This is a genomic window from Hyphomicrobium sp. CS1GBMeth3, assembly GCF_900117455.1.
In the GTDB taxonomy this organism is placed as follows: Bacteria; Pseudomonadota; Alphaproteobacteria; order Rhizobiales; family Hyphomicrobiaceae; genus Hyphomicrobium_C.
This window is the reverse complement of record NZ_FPHO01000002.1, coordinates 907,824-922,282: the sequence shown is the minus strand read 5'-3', so window position 1 is coordinate 922,282 and position 14,459 is coordinate 907,824. Positions and strand designations below refer to the sequence as shown.

17 protein-coding genes are annotated in these 14,459 nt (G+C 63.2%); 7 read left to right on the top strand and 10 right to left on the bottom strand.

Annotated features, from left to right (window positions below):
• Positions 1-2 precede the first annotated feature (2 nt).
• From CS1GBM3_RS04465 to CS1GBM3_RS04455, 3 genes are all read left to right on the top strand, one after another.
• Positions 3-716, top strand: a complete 714-nt coding sequence (locus CS1GBM3_RS04465; protein WP_072391959.1) for a DUF8168 domain-containing protein — start codon at positions 3-5, stop codon at positions 714-716.
• A gap of 307 nt (positions 717-1,023) precedes the next feature.
• Positions 1,024-1,275 carry a GcrA family cell cycle regulator gene (locus tag CS1GBM3_RS04460; RefSeq protein WP_072391956.1) on the top strand — a complete coding sequence of 84 codons (252 nt, stop codon included), beginning with the start codon at positions 1,024-1,026 and terminating at the stop codon, positions 1,273-1,275.
• A gap of 108 nt (positions 1,276-1,383) precedes the next feature.
• Positions 1,384-1,728 carry a DUF6481 family protein gene (locus CS1GBM3_RS04455; RefSeq protein WP_072391953.1) on the top strand — a complete coding sequence of 115 codons (345 nt, stop codon included), beginning with the start codon at positions 1,384-1,386 and terminating at the stop codon, positions 1,726-1,728.
• A gap of 95 nt (positions 1,729-1,823) precedes the next feature.
• Here CS1GBM3_RS04455 and CS1GBM3_RS04450 read toward each other — a convergent pair whose 3' ends face one another.
• The 4 genes from CS1GBM3_RS04450 to mtnB form a co-directional block, all read right to left on the bottom strand.
• On the bottom strand, positions 1,824-2,246 hold the full coding sequence (locus tag CS1GBM3_RS04450) for a DUF3597 domain-containing protein (RefSeq protein ID WP_072391950.1): 423 nt from the start codon (positions 2,244-2,246) through the stop codon (positions 1,824-1,826).
• 258 nt (positions 2,247-2,504) lie between these two features.
• On the bottom strand, positions 2,505-3,233 hold the full coding sequence (mtnC, locus tag CS1GBM3_RS04445) for an acireductone synthase (protein WP_083567044.1): 729 nt from the start codon (positions 3,231-3,233) through the stop codon (positions 2,505-2,507).
• Positions 3,233-3,781, bottom strand: a complete 549-nt coding sequence (locus CS1GBM3_RS04440) for a 1,2-dihydroxy-3-keto-5-methylthiopentene dioxygenase (protein WP_072391948.1) — start codon at positions 3,779-3,781, stop codon at positions 3,233-3,235. The genes mtnC and CS1GBM3_RS04440 overlap by 1 nt, the downstream gene beginning before the upstream one ends.
• Positions 3,778-4,428 (bottom strand): methylthioribulose 1-phosphate dehydratase, encoded by a 651-nt coding sequence (gene mtnB, locus CS1GBM3_RS04435; RefSeq protein WP_083567259.1) that lies wholly within the window; start codon positions 4,426-4,428, stop codon positions 3,778-3,780. The genes CS1GBM3_RS04440 and mtnB overlap by 4 nt, the downstream gene beginning before the upstream one ends.
• Positions 4,429-4,546: 118 nt before the next feature.
• Here mtnB and CS1GBM3_RS04430 point away from each other — a divergent pair, with 118 nt between their 5' ends.
• Positions 4,547-6,169 (top strand): ABC-F family ATP-binding cassette domain-containing protein, encoded by a 1,623-nt coding sequence (locus CS1GBM3_RS04430; protein ID WP_072391945.1) that lies wholly within the window; start codon positions 4,547-4,549, stop codon positions 6,167-6,169.
• 47 nt (positions 6,170-6,216) lie between these two features.
• On the opposite strand, the gene CS1GBM3_RS20220 is transcribed toward CS1GBM3_RS04430, so the two are convergent.
• Together CS1GBM3_RS20220 and CS1GBM3_RS04420 are read right to left on the bottom strand one after the other, a co-directional pair.
• On the bottom strand, positions 6,217-6,612 hold the full coding sequence (locus tag CS1GBM3_RS20220; protein ID WP_072391942.1) for an HIG1 domain-containing protein: 396 nt from the start codon (positions 6,610-6,612) through the stop codon (positions 6,217-6,219).
• 189 nt (positions 6,613-6,801) lie between these two features.
• A complete protein-coding gene (locus tag CS1GBM3_RS04420) occupies positions 6,802-7,257 on the bottom strand; it encodes a hypothetical protein (RefSeq protein WP_072391939.1) in 456 nt (151 codons plus the stop codon).
• A gap of 262 nt (positions 7,258-7,519) precedes the next feature.
• Here CS1GBM3_RS04420 and CS1GBM3_RS04415 point away from each other — a divergent pair, with 262 nt between their 5' ends.
• Positions 7,520-7,819 carry a hypothetical protein gene (locus CS1GBM3_RS04415; protein WP_139247790.1) on the top strand — a complete coding sequence of 100 codons (300 nt, stop codon included), beginning with the start codon at positions 7,520-7,522 and terminating at the stop codon, positions 7,817-7,819.
• A 196-nt stretch (positions 7,820-8,015) separates the two neighbouring features.
• The gene (locus CS1GBM3_RS04410; protein ID WP_072391933.1) at positions 8,016-8,273 is read left to right on the top strand and encodes a hypothetical protein; all 258 of its coding nucleotides are present in this window, start codon (positions 8,016-8,018) and stop codon (positions 8,271-8,273) included.
• A gap of 81 nt (positions 8,274-8,354) precedes the next feature.
• Here the strand turns inward: CS1GBM3_RS04410 and CS1GBM3_RS04405 are convergent, their stop codons facing one another.
• On the bottom strand, positions 8,355-8,612 hold the full coding sequence (locus tag CS1GBM3_RS04405) for a hypothetical protein (RefSeq protein WP_139247789.1): 258 nt from the start codon (positions 8,610-8,612) through the stop codon (positions 8,355-8,357).
• Positions 8,613-8,799: 187 nt separating this feature from the next.
• Here CS1GBM3_RS04405 and CS1GBM3_RS04400 point away from each other — a divergent pair, with 187 nt between their 5' ends.
• Positions 8,800-10,053 carry a BaiN/RdsA family NAD(P)/FAD-dependent oxidoreductase gene (locus tag CS1GBM3_RS04400; RefSeq protein ID WP_139247788.1) on the top strand — a complete coding sequence of 418 codons (1,254 nt, stop codon included), beginning with the start codon at positions 8,800-8,802 and terminating at the stop codon, positions 10,051-10,053.
• Positions 10,054-10,071: 18 nt separating this feature from the next.
• Here CS1GBM3_RS04400 and CS1GBM3_RS04395 read toward each other — a convergent pair whose 3' ends face one another.
• The 3 genes from CS1GBM3_RS04395 to CS1GBM3_RS04385 all read right to left on the bottom strand — a co-directional run bounded on the left by CS1GBM3_RS04395 (position 10,072) and on the right by CS1GBM3_RS04385 (position 14,277).
• Positions 10,072-11,889: an ABC-F family ATP-binding cassette domain-containing protein gene (locus CS1GBM3_RS04395; RefSeq protein ID WP_072391924.1), complete on the bottom strand. Its 1,818-nt coding sequence runs from the start codon at positions 11,887-11,889 to the stop codon at positions 10,072-10,074.
• 90 nt (positions 11,890-11,979) lie between these two features.
• Positions 11,980-13,434, bottom strand: a complete 1,455-nt coding sequence (locus CS1GBM3_RS04390; RefSeq protein WP_072391922.1) for a PDZ domain-containing protein — start codon at positions 13,432-13,434, stop codon at positions 11,980-11,982.
• Between the two features lie 96 nt (positions 13,435-13,530).
• Positions 13,531-14,277, bottom strand: coding sequence for a hypothetical protein (locus CS1GBM3_RS04385; protein ID WP_072391919.1), 747 nt, complete (start codon positions 14,275-14,277; stop codon positions 13,531-13,533).
• Positions 14,278-14,459 lie beyond the last annotated feature (182 nt).

Genomic DNA, 14,459 nt, shown 5'->3' with positions numbered 1-14,459 from the left:
CAATGCGACGCTTCATAGCTACCGGAAGAGTGCATCCAGAGCGGGCAGACGTTAGTTTCACCACCATTCGGTTGGGGCTCGCACCTCTTGGAAAGGCACAGGTCCACTGTGATTCTTCGCAGATCACTGTAGTAATCGAAGGTGATTTTGATGGATTTTTGAGTGCGCACATTACTGCGCACGAACTCGCATCGATGGTAACAGACGCGCTGGGTATGTTCCTCGGCACTGGTTACAGCGTTGAAATGATCCAGATCATCGAAGACAACGGCGACCCCCACGTTTTCGGAGTGCGTCCACTGGATGCCGATGACAAGACGCTGGGCTTCGCACAAGAAGAACAATTATTTGAGCAAGTTCTTAAGATGTCGGCGGCTGATGTATTTTTTCGCTTTGCAACCTCCGACTACGTCCGTGCGATTACAAATACGCAAGACTGCGCGACCTACTGCTATCGATCAATTGAGAGCATCAAGTCTGCACTCGCTCTTAAGACAGGTGTCGATTCCTGGAAACCACTGCATGAAGCGGTGGGTACGACACGTGAAACCATCGAGCAAAGCGTAAAGCGATTTGCTGATCCAGTGAGGCACGGAAACTGGATAGAGTTGCCTACAACGACGGCCGCTCAGCGATACGAGATGCTCAAGCTTACACGCGACATACTCCTCTCCTACTTGAAGCACGTAGGGGCAGAAGGCCGTTCCAAAGCCTAAATCGTAAGGTCATTGCCGCGTAGCAGGCTAACTACCCCAGTTTGAGTCCTTCGACGGCGCGCCCGCCGCTACTGTCATCCTCGGCTTTATGCCGAGAATTCAACTCACAGCGTGGGTGCGTTGTGTTGGCTGGAGAGCGTGCCCCGGTGGTGCGACGGATCCTAGGGACAAGCCCTAGGATGACAGTGGGGTGAGGGCTGCTACGCCACCGCCTGCTTTTCTGCCGTTGCCGCATGCTCGATAGCCTAAACAACAGCGTGCACAAGCGTCGCACGACAAAATGCCGACGTCTGTGCTATAAGGCGAAATGCAAACAAATCAGAGCATTTCTGCGCCCGTGCGCGTCGAACCCGTGTCGAACATTCCCAAAGCTCAGCGAAAGACCGTCGAAACGCTCCAGGCGGACGACTGTCGCTGGCCGTTCGGCGACCCGATGTCGGCGGATTTCCACTTTTGCGGCCACCGCAAAAAGGACGGCAGCCCGTATTGCGAAGTGCATATGCGGCTGGCGTTTCAGGCCGCCAAGCCGCGCGCGGTCTATCGGCCACACGCCGCCTAACCATCATCAGCAATACGCAACGCAGCGCGGCAACAAGCATGGCCGCGCCCGCGTTCGCGCGCTTTGCAGTGCATTCCAAATCCTCAAATCTTCAAGCAACGGATCGACATGAAGCATTTCAACGACAAGCACTTCGGCGATCGCCTCCAGGCTGCTGCGCAGGCCCGTCAGGCCATGCTGAAGCGCGCCGAGAAGCCCGCTGCAGATGACCCGAAGGTTCTTCAGCGCAAAGCCGAGCGTGAGGCCATTGCTGCCGCGCGCGTCGCGCGTGAAGAAGCGAAGGCGCAGGCGGCAATCGAGCAGCGCGCCCGAGAAGAAGCAGAAGCAACCGAGCGAGCAGCGATCGCCGCGCGCAAGGCACGCGAAGAAGCAGATCTCGCGGTCGCAGCGCTGGCGGAACAGAAAGCTCTTCGCGATGCCCGGTATGCCGCGCGAAAGAAGCGCAAGGCTTAGCTAGAGCTTCGGGGGTCTCGTCTGGGACGGTTCCCATGCCAAGGCATAAGAAGGCGAGTCAGCGGCGAAAACTCGAACCCAATGGTAGGCGCCGCTTACGAGAGCAGATCGGCGGGCAGCTTGCCGCCGTTGGCGACCAGCCTGGCCATCACCTGCTGGTGCAGCCAGATGTTCATTGAAGCCGAGTTCTTGGTGTTGCCCGTGTAGTTCAACTCCTTCGCGAGCTGCTTGCGGGCCTTGAGGCCGCTGTCCAGCTTCAGGATCTTCATCAGATCGACGATCGACCTGCGCCAGTCGAGATCCTTGTCCTCGGACTTCTTCGCAAGATCGTCGAGAGTAGCCGCAACGTCCACGCTTCCTGCGGGAGCAGGCTTCGCGGCCTCGGCAATCTGCGGCCGGGTCGCGGTCGCAAGGTCCCCGGGTTCCGAGTGAACGGGAGCTGCTGGAGCGGACGGGGCCTCCTCAGCTTTGGCGGGGCCGCCGAAGATGCCGGAGATGATATTGCCGAGAATGCTCATACGCTGATCCTCTCTGGTTGCGGGACGACACCGCCCGACGATCATGCGGCGCAAACGCGTTCGGCGCTTATGCGGCCGCTCGAGACCTCAAGCCTAGCCGCCTCCTTTTGAAGGGGGTCCACAATTCACGATTGTGGTTGCTCCTCTTCGCTCAAATTCGCGCCCACCGTGAAAGGCGCCTTTAAGCAAGGAGGCGCCGCTTAGCCCGGCGAACGCGGCACTGCGTGCAAGGACGAATGCTGCCGGTCTCATCGGACGCTAGCCCGCGCGGCGAGCGATATCGATGTCCGCGAAATCCGAGACACTGGGGAATGCCGGCGTGGGCTGCGTCTCGTCCTTGACCACGTGCACGACTGCGAGCCCGGCAATTCGCGCCGCCTCGAGCTCCTTCGCGTTGTCCGAGAAGAAGACGATCCTGCGCGGGAGAACGTCGATGTGCCCGGCAATCTGCGCATAGGACGCCGCCTCTGTTTTCGCGCCGATGTCCGTATCGAAGTATCCCGAGAACAAATCTCGAAGATCTCCCTCGGCGCTGTGAGCAAAGAACAGGAGCTGCGCTTTCGTCGAGCCCGACGAGTAAATGTAGAGCGGCAAACCCTCCGCGCTCCAACGCGTCAAGGCGGCGATGGCATCGGGGAAGATCGGACTCTGAAAGGCGCCGCTGCGATAGCCGTCTTCCCAGATCATGCCCTGCAGTTTCTTGAGTGGCGGGATTTTCTCATCGCGATCCTGCCATCGTTGCAAGGCGGCGATGGGATCGTCTCCGCCATCGATGCGTGAAGCCTGAGCGAGGATGTCGCCGATAGCGGAATCCTCCCGATGGCTGTCGACGAATGCCAGAAGCCGCTCGCGCGAATAGGCGAACAGAACGTCGCGAACGAAGCTGATCGGGCTTAGCGTCCCCTCGATGTCGAGCAGCACGGCATCGGCTTCAAGCCGCAATGGCCTTTGCGTCGAAGGTTCGAGCCTTGCTGCGGCGTCTGTCATCAGGCCGCTTCGTAGTTGGGAACGCCGTCCGCGATGGTGTCGCCGGTATAGTGCGCAATCCAACCCTTCGGATCGTTGAAGAGGCGGATCACCGTGAAGTTGCCTTCGCTGCCGCCATCGAACCAATGCTTGGTCCCCTGCGGAACGGACAGCAGATCGTCTGCGGTTCCCACCACCTGATAGACCTTGTCGCCGACGTGAAGATAGAACGCGCCGCTTCCCTCGACGAAGAAGCGCACCTCATCCTCGTCGTGCGTATGCTCGCTCAGGAACTTTTGGCGGAGCGTCGGCCAATTCGGATTGCCGGGACGGACGTGAATGACGTCGGCGTTGACGTAACCGCGCTCTGACTTCAACCGGTCGAGTTGCGGCTTATAGGCGTCGAGGATGTCCTCGGACGTCGCCTCCGCCGCGAGCGGTGTCGCCGCCTTCCAGCGCTCGAGAGTGGCTCCGGCCGGTGCGATCTCGCGGACGATGGTGTCAAAATCGGTCGTGTCGAGCAGAACCGTGGCCGGGTCCGCCGCGGAATAGACGATGAGCTGGGTCATGACTGGTAGCTCCTGAGGGCGAGGATCTGGCTGAAAAGAACCTCCAAGGCTTCGAGGTGTCGGGCCGCTTCGGCCGCGCTTCGGCCCCAGGCGTAGAGACCGTGGCCGGCCAGCAGATAGCCCGGGGCGCGGCAGCATCCGTTGGGCACCGGCCGAGCGAGGCGCTTCGCCACGCGTTTGGAGAGGGCTTCGATGTTCTGGTCGTTGGCGAATATTGGGACATCCACCGTCGTGTCGTGCGTCGTCACTCCGGCAAGCGCCTTCTGAAGCTCCCAGCCATGAATGCGGACCGATTTGTCGGATGCATGCGCGCGGCCGATGACCGTGGATGCGGGGCCATGGGTATGGAGGATGGCGTTGATGTCAGGATCGTCTCGATAGAGGCGCACGTGCAGGGCCGCTTCGGCTGACGAGCCGGGACGCAGGGGAGCCTCGAGCTCCTGCACGAGGACGTCGCTGGCCGTCAGGGCACCCTTATCGACGCCGCTCCGCGTGATCGCGATCCGCGACGCATCGATCCGAACCGAGAAGTTGCCCGAAGTTGCGGGAACCCAATGGCGTTGCGCCGCCGCCCGGAACCCTTGCGAACGAAAAAAAATGCATCGCGGCTGAAATTCGGAAGAAGATAGCGGAATTCCACACGTCAAAGCCGACAAAGCGAGATCGGCCCTGACGTCCCGCTCGGGCCCTCAAAGGGGGCACCGAACCCGTTCCTGCGCCCGTTAGCCCCTTGCCGACCACCCCCGCGGGCCCGTAAATGCGCGCATGATTCACCTCGACAACATCTCCAAGCAGAACGGTCACCAGATCCTTTTTATCGAGGCGTCGGCGGCGCTGCTCAGGGGCGAGAAGATCGGCCTCGTCGGGCCTAACGGCGCCGGCAAGACCACGCTGTTCCGCCTGATTACGGGCCAGGAACAGCCGGACGAAGGGCAAGTGTCCGTCGATCGCGGAACCACCATCGGCTACTTCAGTCAGGACGTGGGGGAGATGGAAGGCCGCAGCGCCGTCGCCGAGGTCATGGATGGCGCAGGCCCTGTGAGTTCGATCGCAGCCGAGCTGGCTGAGCTCGAGGCGGCCCTCGCCGACCCGGACCGTGCCGACGAGATGGAAGGCTTGATCGAGCGTTACGGCGAGGTCCAGGCTCGCTTCGAGGAGCTCGGCGGCTATGCGCTCGAAGGGCGCGCGCGCGAGGTCCTGGCAGGCCTGTCGTTCAGTCAGGAGATGATGGACGGGGACGTCGGCAACCTGTCGGGTGGCTGGAAGATGCGCGTCGCGCTGGCTCGCATTCTGCTCATGCGCCCCGATGTGATGCTGCTTGACGAGCCGAGCAACCATCTCGACATCGAAAGCCTGATCTGGCTCGAGGAATTCCTCAAGGGCTACGAGGGCGCGCTGATGATGACCTCGCACGACCGCGAGTTCATGAACCGAATCGTGGCCAAGATCGTCGAGATCGACGGCGGCACGTTGACCTCCTATTCCGGAAACTATGAATTCTACGAGCAGCAGAGGGCGATCAAGGAGAAGCAGCAGCAGGCTCAGTTCGATCGCCAGCAGGCGATGCTGGCCAAGGAGATCCGCTTCATCGAGCGGTTCAAGGCGCGCGCCTCTCACGCTGCCCAGGTGCAGAGCCGCGTCAAGCAGATCGAGAAGATCGAGCGCGTGGAGCCGCCGCGCCGCCGCAAGACTATCGTCTTCGAGTTTCCGCAGGCGCCACGCTCGGGAGAGGATGTCGCAACCCTCAAGGGCGTGCACAAAAGCTTCGGTTCGCGCAGCATCTACGAAGGGCTCGACTTCCAGGTGCGCCGCAAGGAGCGGTGGTGCGTGATGGGAATCAACGGCGCTGGCAAGTCCACGCTGTTGAAGCTCGTGGCGGGGGCTACCGAGCCGGACACGGGCCAGGTTGCGCTCGGTGCCAGTGTCAGGATGGGCTACTTCGCCCAGCACGCCATGGACCTTCTGGACGGCGAGCGCACCGTATTTCAGTCGCTGGAGGATGCTTTTCCGCAGGCGGGACAGGGCTCATTGCGCGCGTTAGCCGGCTGCTTCGGTTTCTCGGGCGATGACGTGGAGAAGAAGTGCCGCGTGCTATCGGGCGGGGAGAAAGCGCGGCTCGTCATGGCGCACATGCTGTTCGATCCGCCAAACTTCCTCGTGCTCGACGAGCCAACAAACCATCTCGACCTGATGACCAAGGAGATGTTGATCGAGGCGCTCGCGGCTTACGACGGCGCGATGCTGTTCGTCTCGCATGATCGCCACTTCCTGGCAGCACTCTCAAATCGCGTGCTTGAGCTCACACCGGACGGCATCCACCAGTATTCCGGCGGCTACACCGAGTACGTCGAGCGCACAGGTCAAGAGGCGCCCGGTCTCAGGAGCTGAGCCTCGCGAGCTGAGCGAGCGTGACGAGGCGCGATGCCGTGCGCCGATCAGCCGGCCACGCGGGCGAAGATCGCCATGATGACGCAGATCAGCACGAACTGCGTCACGACGCGGATGCGCATCAGTCTCTGGCTGCTGTCCTCGCCGTGCCCTGAGACCATGTTCCAGAGCCCAAGCAGCAACCCGGTACCGATCGCAGCAAAGAGCGCGATCGCTGCGTAAGGCGCAAACGCTCGTAGTATCTCGGACGGACTGTACGCGAACGCCGCCGAAGCTCGTGCGTGCAGAGCGTCGAAACCGAAATAAATCGCGATCGCGGCAAATGCAGCGATGACGCCTGTCATGCCGAACGCGAGGACATAGCGAACGTTGTGTCCGGTGACGCCGCCACGGGCCTCGTCGCCGGAGAGGACGAGATGGTGTGCTTCATCGTAGGTGGCCATGACATGAGCTCCTTCTCTACGACCCAATGATCAGGCGCGGATCGGTCCGAGATCGTACAAGGCCGATCCGGTCGAGCCAGGGTGCTTCCCTGACAGCATGATTTTAGCACTTCGAGGCCCCGCAGAACGGCATTTCGTATCAATGCGTTCGCGATTGGTTACCGAGCGCTTGCGCGAACTTGGCGCTGCTTAGCGTGCGTCGCGCCAGCTCTTGTAGGGCGAGGCGCGCAGCAGCGCGAACGCCAGCGCGAGCACCGCGCAATAGGCGCCAACGACGATCGCCGTGTTGACCAGTTCGACCCACGCATGGCCGACGGAAAGGGCGTGCAGCGAGGCGTCGGAGGTCGCATAGACGATCTCGATCTCCTGGCCGGGGCTGTAGCGTGCGGCGTCGTCATCGGAAAGGTGCACCGCGCCATCGATCACCGCGGGGCCTGGCAGATCCAGCGCATAGGCGACGACAGCTCCGCCTTCCGGTCGCGAGAGGAAGGACGCCGGTTCGATGCTTCGCACGATGGCGGTCGCGGACTGCCCGAAGTCGCGAACCTCGCGGTAGCGCGCAAGGTCCAGCCCGAGCTCCGCCAGCGTTGCCAGTAAGACGAAGGGTGCGGTCAGCAAGAAAAACGAAAGCTTGAGGTCACTCACGGCCGCCTCCCCAAAGTTCAGCCTGACCTACAACCAATATAAATCCGGGCGCTGTTCTCTGGGAGACAGGCCTGCCGGACTATCCACATCTCGCGGGGTCAAACTGGGGCGAAAGGGTCTTTTCTGCTCAAGTCGCGGATTTCGCTCAAATTGTCGGCACCCCGTAGTGGAGCGCTTAAGCGGGCGGCGCCACATATGGGACAGAGGCCAGCTCAGCTGCGTCTCGAACTGTAATCACGAAGCTCATTCGGGAGACGTCAGCATGTCGTTCCTTAAGTCCACTCTTGCGGCAACGGCCGCTATAGCAATGGTGCTTGCGTCGCTCGGCGCGCCAACGGTCGCATATGCCAAGAAGGGCAAGCACGGTCACCATCACCACGGCCATCATCACCATCACCACAAACACAAGCGCGGAAAGTACTATCGCTACGGAGCCGGTGCTGCAGCAGCCGCGGCCATCATCGGAACCGCCGCCTACTACGACTGCAAGAAGTGGAAAGACCGCTACAAGCGCACGGGCAATCGCTACTTCCTCGATCGCTACTATGCCTGCCGCTACTAGGACGGTCTGCTGACCAAGTCTCGCACGATCGCACAACGCCTCATGAGCGCGGTGCGATCGTGCCTTGGCGCCCGTCTCTTGTCCCTGTTCCGAAAGAGACAGCCAACTGCATTTGTATCGGCCAGTGTCTCCTCATCACGCCACCCGCGAGCTGGCTGAGACCAGCACGGGTTGTCAGTAACAGGAGACGAAGAGAATGACGTTTATGAAGTCGGCCGCAGTCGCGGCGATTGTTGCGACGGCCGCCCTCGGGACCACGATGAGCGCGGCGGAAGCCGGAAAGAAGCACTTGCACGGCGTCCACAAGCACCACCATCACAAGTTCCACCACCACTTCTACGGCCCGAAGATCGTGATCGGCAGCTCGGATTACGGCTGCAAGCACTGGCTGTACCGCTACAAGAAAACCGGCAAGAAGTACTTCCTCAACCGCTATTACGCCTGCATTTACTAATCGCAACAGCGAACCCACCACAACGAAAAGGGCCCGGCTTCTTTGCGAAGCCGGGCCCTCATCGTTCAGAGGCAGCTTAGACTAGCGCCGCTTCTTGTGATGGCGATGATGGTGGTGATGCCGCGGCGGCGTGCAGCGCTGACGGCCCCAGATATAAGAGCGATGCCAGCCGCGACGATCACGTTGGCACGACACATGAAGGCCATGCACCTGGATCACGTCAGATGTGACGCCACTGGACGAGGCTTGGCCCGCCGCACTGAGCGGAGCGGCATGTGCACTGGATGCAAGGAACGCGAACGAGATCGCGCCGGCGAGCCCAGCAAGTGTTTTCTTCATGGTCGTCACCTCCAAGGAAATGGCCGTCTGGCAGGTCGCGTGAATTTTTCCCGCCTTCTGGCCGATTGTGGAACAGTGCGCCGCACGCCGACATCACTCCCCGAGCACGCCGTGCGACGAAGAATTGTTTGCATAACCCGACATTAATCGGAGATGAACGCAGGTTCATGAACCTCTAGGTGTGCTCGTGCAACATACGGATTGTCATACTGCTGTCATTGGTGGTGGCCCCGCTGGCCTGATGGCGGCGGAGACGCTTGCCACGTCCGGAGCGAAGGTGACGCTGTACGAGCGTATGCCGCGCATCGCGCGCAAGTTCTTGCTTGCGGGGCGCGGTGGGTTGAATCTCACGCACAGCGAGCCGCTCGACGTCTTTCTCACCCGCTACCGCAGAGCAGCACCAAGCCTACGCGCTGCAATAGAGAAATTTCCACCGGCGGCCTTGCGCGCCTGGTCCGAGGAGCTGGGACAGGAAACATTTGTGGGTTCGAGCGGTCGCGTGTTTCCGCGCGCCATGAAGACGTCGCCGTTCCTGCGGGCTTGGCTGAAACGCCTTGAGAATCTCGGCGTCGAGTTGCGTCTCGGTCATCGCTGGAAGGGCTGGGACGAAGACGGCGGATTGATTTTCGAGACGGCTGCGGGAGACGTCGGCGTTGCTGCGTCCTGCACCGTGCTGGCGCTCGGCGGCGCGAGCTGGCCACGTCTCGGCTCGGACGCGAGCTGGATCAACCCGCTCGCGGAGGCGGGAGCACTGATTACGCCTCTGATGCCGTCGAACAGCGGGGTTCGGGTCGCCTGGAGCGAGGTCTTCCGAACGCGATATGCGGGCACGCCTCTTAAACGCATCGCGATGACGTGCGGTGGCGAAACCGCACGTGGCGAAGCAATGATCACCGCCGAGGGTATCGAGGGCGGTGCGATCTACGCGTTGTCTGCGCCGATCCGCGAGGCGCTTTCAGAACACGGCGCGGCGGAGATCATGCTCGATCTGCGCCCAGACGAGCAGAAGAACGAGTTGCTCGAGCGTCTCGCCAAGCCGCGCGGCAAGCAGTCCCTCGCAACCTGGCTGCGCAAATCGCTTCGACTTGAGGGCGCCGCTGCTGGCCTGCTGCACGAGGCTGTGCTTTCTTCTGGCACCTCTCTCGGTAGCATGACCGCGGAAGCGCTCGCCGAGCTCATCAAGGCCGTGCCGATCCGCACGACGGGGTTAGCGTCGATCGATCGCGCCATCTCCACGGCCGGCGGCCTCTCCTTCGACGAGCTCGATGAGACTTTCATGCTGCGCGCCCGTCCCGGTACTTTCGTTGCCGGCGAAATGCTCGATTGGGACGCGCCAACAGGTGGCTACCTTCTGCAGGCGTGCTTCGCCACCGGACGCGCCGCCGCCGAAGGCGCACGCGCCTATCTGGCGCGCGAACTGGCGAGCAATCCGTCTGCGTGATGCGCGCTCGCCGTGCGGTCAGCTCTCGATCTCGCTTCGCAAAAGCTCGAGCTCGAGCCAACGCTCCTCGGCCGCGGCGAGCTTGCTCTGCACGTCCGCGAGTGCATCCGAAAGCTCGGTGAAGGCCTTGCGATCGCGCGCGTAGAGGTCCGGCGCTTCGAGACGGCGCGAAAGCTCGGCCTGCTTGGCCTCGAGCGCCGCGATCTCGGCCGGCAGCGTCTCAAGGGCGTGCTTGTCCTTGAACGACAGCCTGCGCTTAGCCTGCGGCGGCGCTGATTCGGAAATGTCTGCCTTGCTCCTTTCGAGCGGAGCCGCAGGCTTCGCGCGCGCCTCCCGGCGCTTCAAGTCCTCTCCGCGCTGGGCCAGCATGTCCTGGTAGCCGCCCGCATACTCGGTCCATCGCCCGTCTCCCTCAGGCACAATGACGCTGGTCACCACGCGATCCAGGAAATCGCGGTCGTGGCTGATCAGCATAACCGTGCCCTTGTAGTCCGCCAGCACGTCCTCGAGCACATCGAGCGTTTCGAGATCGAGATCGTTTGTCGGCTCGTCGAGCACGAGCAGGTTCGAAGGTGTCGCCAGTGCGCGCGCCAGCATCAGCCGTCCGCGCTCGCCGCCCGAGAGCGCACCGATCGGCGTCAGACGCTGCTCCGGCGCAAACAGGAAGTCCTTCATGTAAGCGACCACGTGTTTCTTCTCGCCGCCGATCGAAACCGTGTCGCCGCGCCCGCGCGTGAGCGCCTCCGAAAGGGTCCACGCCGGATCGAGGCTATCGCGCCCCTGGTCGAGCGCGGCCATCTCGACATTGGCGCCGAGGCGAACCTCGCCCCCGTCCGGTGCCAGCGTGCCCGTCAGAAGAGAGACGAGCGTCGTCTTACCCGAGCCGTTGGGGCCGACGATACCGAGGCGATCGCCGCGCATGAGCCGCAGCGAGAGATCGCGCACAATCGAACGCCCTTCGAACGACTTCGAGATGCCTTTCGCCTCGATAACGAGCGCACTCGAAGTCTCAGCCTCTGCGACCGACAGCGTCGCCTTGCCCTGCACCGCGCGGTGCTCTCGCCGCTCCTGACGCAAGGTGCGCAGCTCCGCCATGCGCCGCACGTTTCGTTTGCGCCGCGCGGTCACGCCGCCGTGCACCCAGTGCTCTTCGGCGACGATCTTGCGGTCGATCTTGTGCAGACGCGTCTCTTCCTCGGCGAGCTGCTGGTCGCGCCAATCCTCGAATCCCTTGAACGAAAGCTCGACGCGCCGCGCGCGTCCGCGGTCGAGCCATACCGTCGTGCGCGAGAGCTTTTCGAGTAAGCGGCGGTCGTGGCTGATGATCACCATCGCGGCCCGCGATTGCGCGAGTCGGCCCTCGAGCCACTCGATGGTCGGCAGGTCGAGATGGTTTGTCGGCTCGTCGAGCAGCAGGATCTCCGGATCGGCGGCAAGCACGTGGGCGAGCGCCGCGCGGCGCGCTTCACCACCGGAGAGGTGCATTGGATCTTCCGTCTCATCGAGCCCAAGCTCCGAGAGCAGATAGCGGGCCTGATGCACATCGTCGCTCGCAGAGAGGCCTGCCTCCACGTAGGCGAGCGTGGTCTCATACTGTGAAAGGTCCGGCTCCTGCGGCAGGTAGCGCACGAGGGCACCGGGCTGCACGAAGCGACGGCCACGGTCAGGCTCGATGGCCCCGGCCGCGATGCGCAGAAGCGTCGATTTACCGGAGCCGTTGCGCCCGACGAGACAGATCCGCTCGCCCGCGCCGACGGCCATGTCGACGCCATCGAGCAGGCTTGTGCCGCCGAACGTCAGCGCGATGTCGGTGAGCTGGAGAAGGGGAGGGGCCATGAGCGAGCGTGGATGCCGTTAGGGAGGTGAAGACGCAGCGCGTCTATACAAGGTCCGGGGGGCCGAAGGCCAGCGCCGCGGACAACGGCGCTATTGGGCCTGCATCAGCGCGTCGAGGGCATCGAAGGTAGTGCGGCCGAAGCTCCCATCCACGCCGCCGGTGTAGTAGCCACCCGCGGCAAGCTTCTGCTGCAGCGCGCGGCGGAACTCCCGGCTCCAGGCGCGGCTATTCTGCATCATCTGCTGATAGGTGAACGCGTACCGCCGCTCGAGCGCGCCATAGATATAGTTCGCCGCGAGCTGCGGGTTGCGCTGAACGCCGATGCCCTTGTCGTAGTGGTAGGCGAGGTTGTGGATGGCGAGCAGCTGGCCCCGCTCGGCTGCCTTGATGTACCAGGCCGCCGCAGCCTTGGGATCCTTCTCGACACCGCGCCCCGTCGAATACATGGTACCGAGCGCCGCCATGCCTTCCGCGTCACCGGCGTCGGCCGCCCGCTTGTACCACTGCACGGCCTGCAGATGATCGGCCGCGACGCCGCCTCCACCTTCGAACATCAGGCCCACGGCCACCATCGCCGGCGTGTAGTCGGCCTCCGCCGCCTGCTTGAACAGCTTGACTGCCTCGAGCGGATCGCGCGTCACGCCCTCGCCGTCGCGATACATGCGGCCGAGGCGAAACACGGCGGCTACGTTGCCGGCATCAGATGCCTTGCGGATCCAGCGCTCGGCTTCGGCCATGTCCTGCGCCGCGCCGCGCCCCGCGGCGAGCGCATCGCCATAGAGCAGCATGCCGTTGGTGCTGCCAGCCGCCGCCGCCTTCTTGTACCACGCGACGGCCTCGGCATGATCGCGCCCGACGCCGGTACCGTTCGTGTAAAGCCGTGCGAGGAACATCATGGCCGGCGTGCTGCCGCGGTCGGCGACATCGCGCAGCGCCTTAAGGTAGCCCTCCGCGTCATCGCCGACGCGCCAGACCGTGAGTGTTCCCTGCGAGCCCGGCGTCCGCGTTTTGATCGCCTCGACCAGCGTATCAGTGTCGCTGACAGGAGCGGTGTCGAACGCGGTCACGACATCCCCGAAGCGCAGGCCCGCCTTTGCTGCTGGCCCGCCGGCTGTCGTCGAGACCACGAGAACGCCGCTGCCGTTGTCGAGACCGAGCGCTCCCGCAAGCGCGGGATCGTTGATGCCATCGAGCTGAATACCGATGTAGGACGACGTCTCCTGCCCAGGCATCGGATCGAACGTCACCGGCACCTCGACGGCCCGCCCGACAAGACGAAGCGTCTGCTCTGGCGCGGTCTCGGAGCCGCCTGGCAGAAAGGGCAGCTCCGGCGTCGGGGGAGTGTCCGGTTCGTCCGACGCGCGGCCCGGCGGCAAGAGGCGGATGATATCGCGCGGGTCCGGCTCCTCGTCTGCGACACGCACGACGACGGACGGCACGGCTTCTTGCCCTGCCGCAATGGGCAACGGTGAAGCGGCGGACGCGGCAGATAGCGAAGACAGCGACCAGGCAAGCACGGCCGCCAGAAGGGAACGACCCGTCATAGTTCAGCTCGGACTGATTGCGTTCGCGCGAATGCTACCCTCACGCTCCCATCGGGGCAAACCCGATGACGTCGCGGCCGCAAGAAGCCTACGCAACTAGGCCGAGGCCGGCTTCCATTTGCCGGGCGCAGTCTGGCAGAAGATCGCCGTGTTCGTGCTCTTCTCGTCGGCGTCCTTCTGGTCCTTCTTCTTGCGCAGCTCGAGCTCGGTCGTGACGCGGCGGCATTGCGTGTCTGGCGGCAGCCCACCGATTCGCACAACCTCCTCGTCGGACACGGGCTTCGCGGCGGTGGCGGCTGGCTTCGACGCCGCGGAAGGCGCGGTCGGCGGCGCATCGGTCGCCGTCGCAGGATTGGAGGCGCTCGCAAACCCGCTCGGAGTTGACTTGCCATCGGCATTTGGCGCCACAACCGTATCTGCGGCGACAAGGATCGCAGGATCGTTCTTGAGGTCAACAGCCGACTGCGTGGGCTCGGCCACGATCGTCACCTGCTTGCGGCCGTCATTCGAGGTGAAGCTGTCGATGACGCGTTCGTTGGGATCCTTGCCCACCGCGTCGTTGGCGCGCCGCGCCACCTCGCGGCGTTCCTGGCGCGACAGATGCTCGAAGATCGCGGCCCCGATGGCAACCGCAGCCACCACGCCGAACGCCTTGCGGAACGGCCCGCCGACGATGATCGCGCCTCCGACAACTGGCGCGGCGACCTTTGGCAACACGCGAGCCGGAGCCCGAACGACCTTTTTGAATGTGCGGCGCACGCCGAATTGGGCGTCAGCCGGCGGTGGCAGGCTGGCGAGCGCGAGCGCGCCCGCGAGAAAAACGCAGAAAATGCGGGTCAGCATGACGCGACTCCCAGGAAGATTCCCAGAAAGCCCCACGCTTGGCGCCCGAGGAGTTCTGGTCCGGCGAACTGGATCCGGCCCGAGATTAGCAAACCAAAGAGGGCGGTGGAGTGGCATTTACCGAGAATATCAGCAAGATAGATCCGATTTTCTACTCCACTGTAGACGTTAACTACTATCTG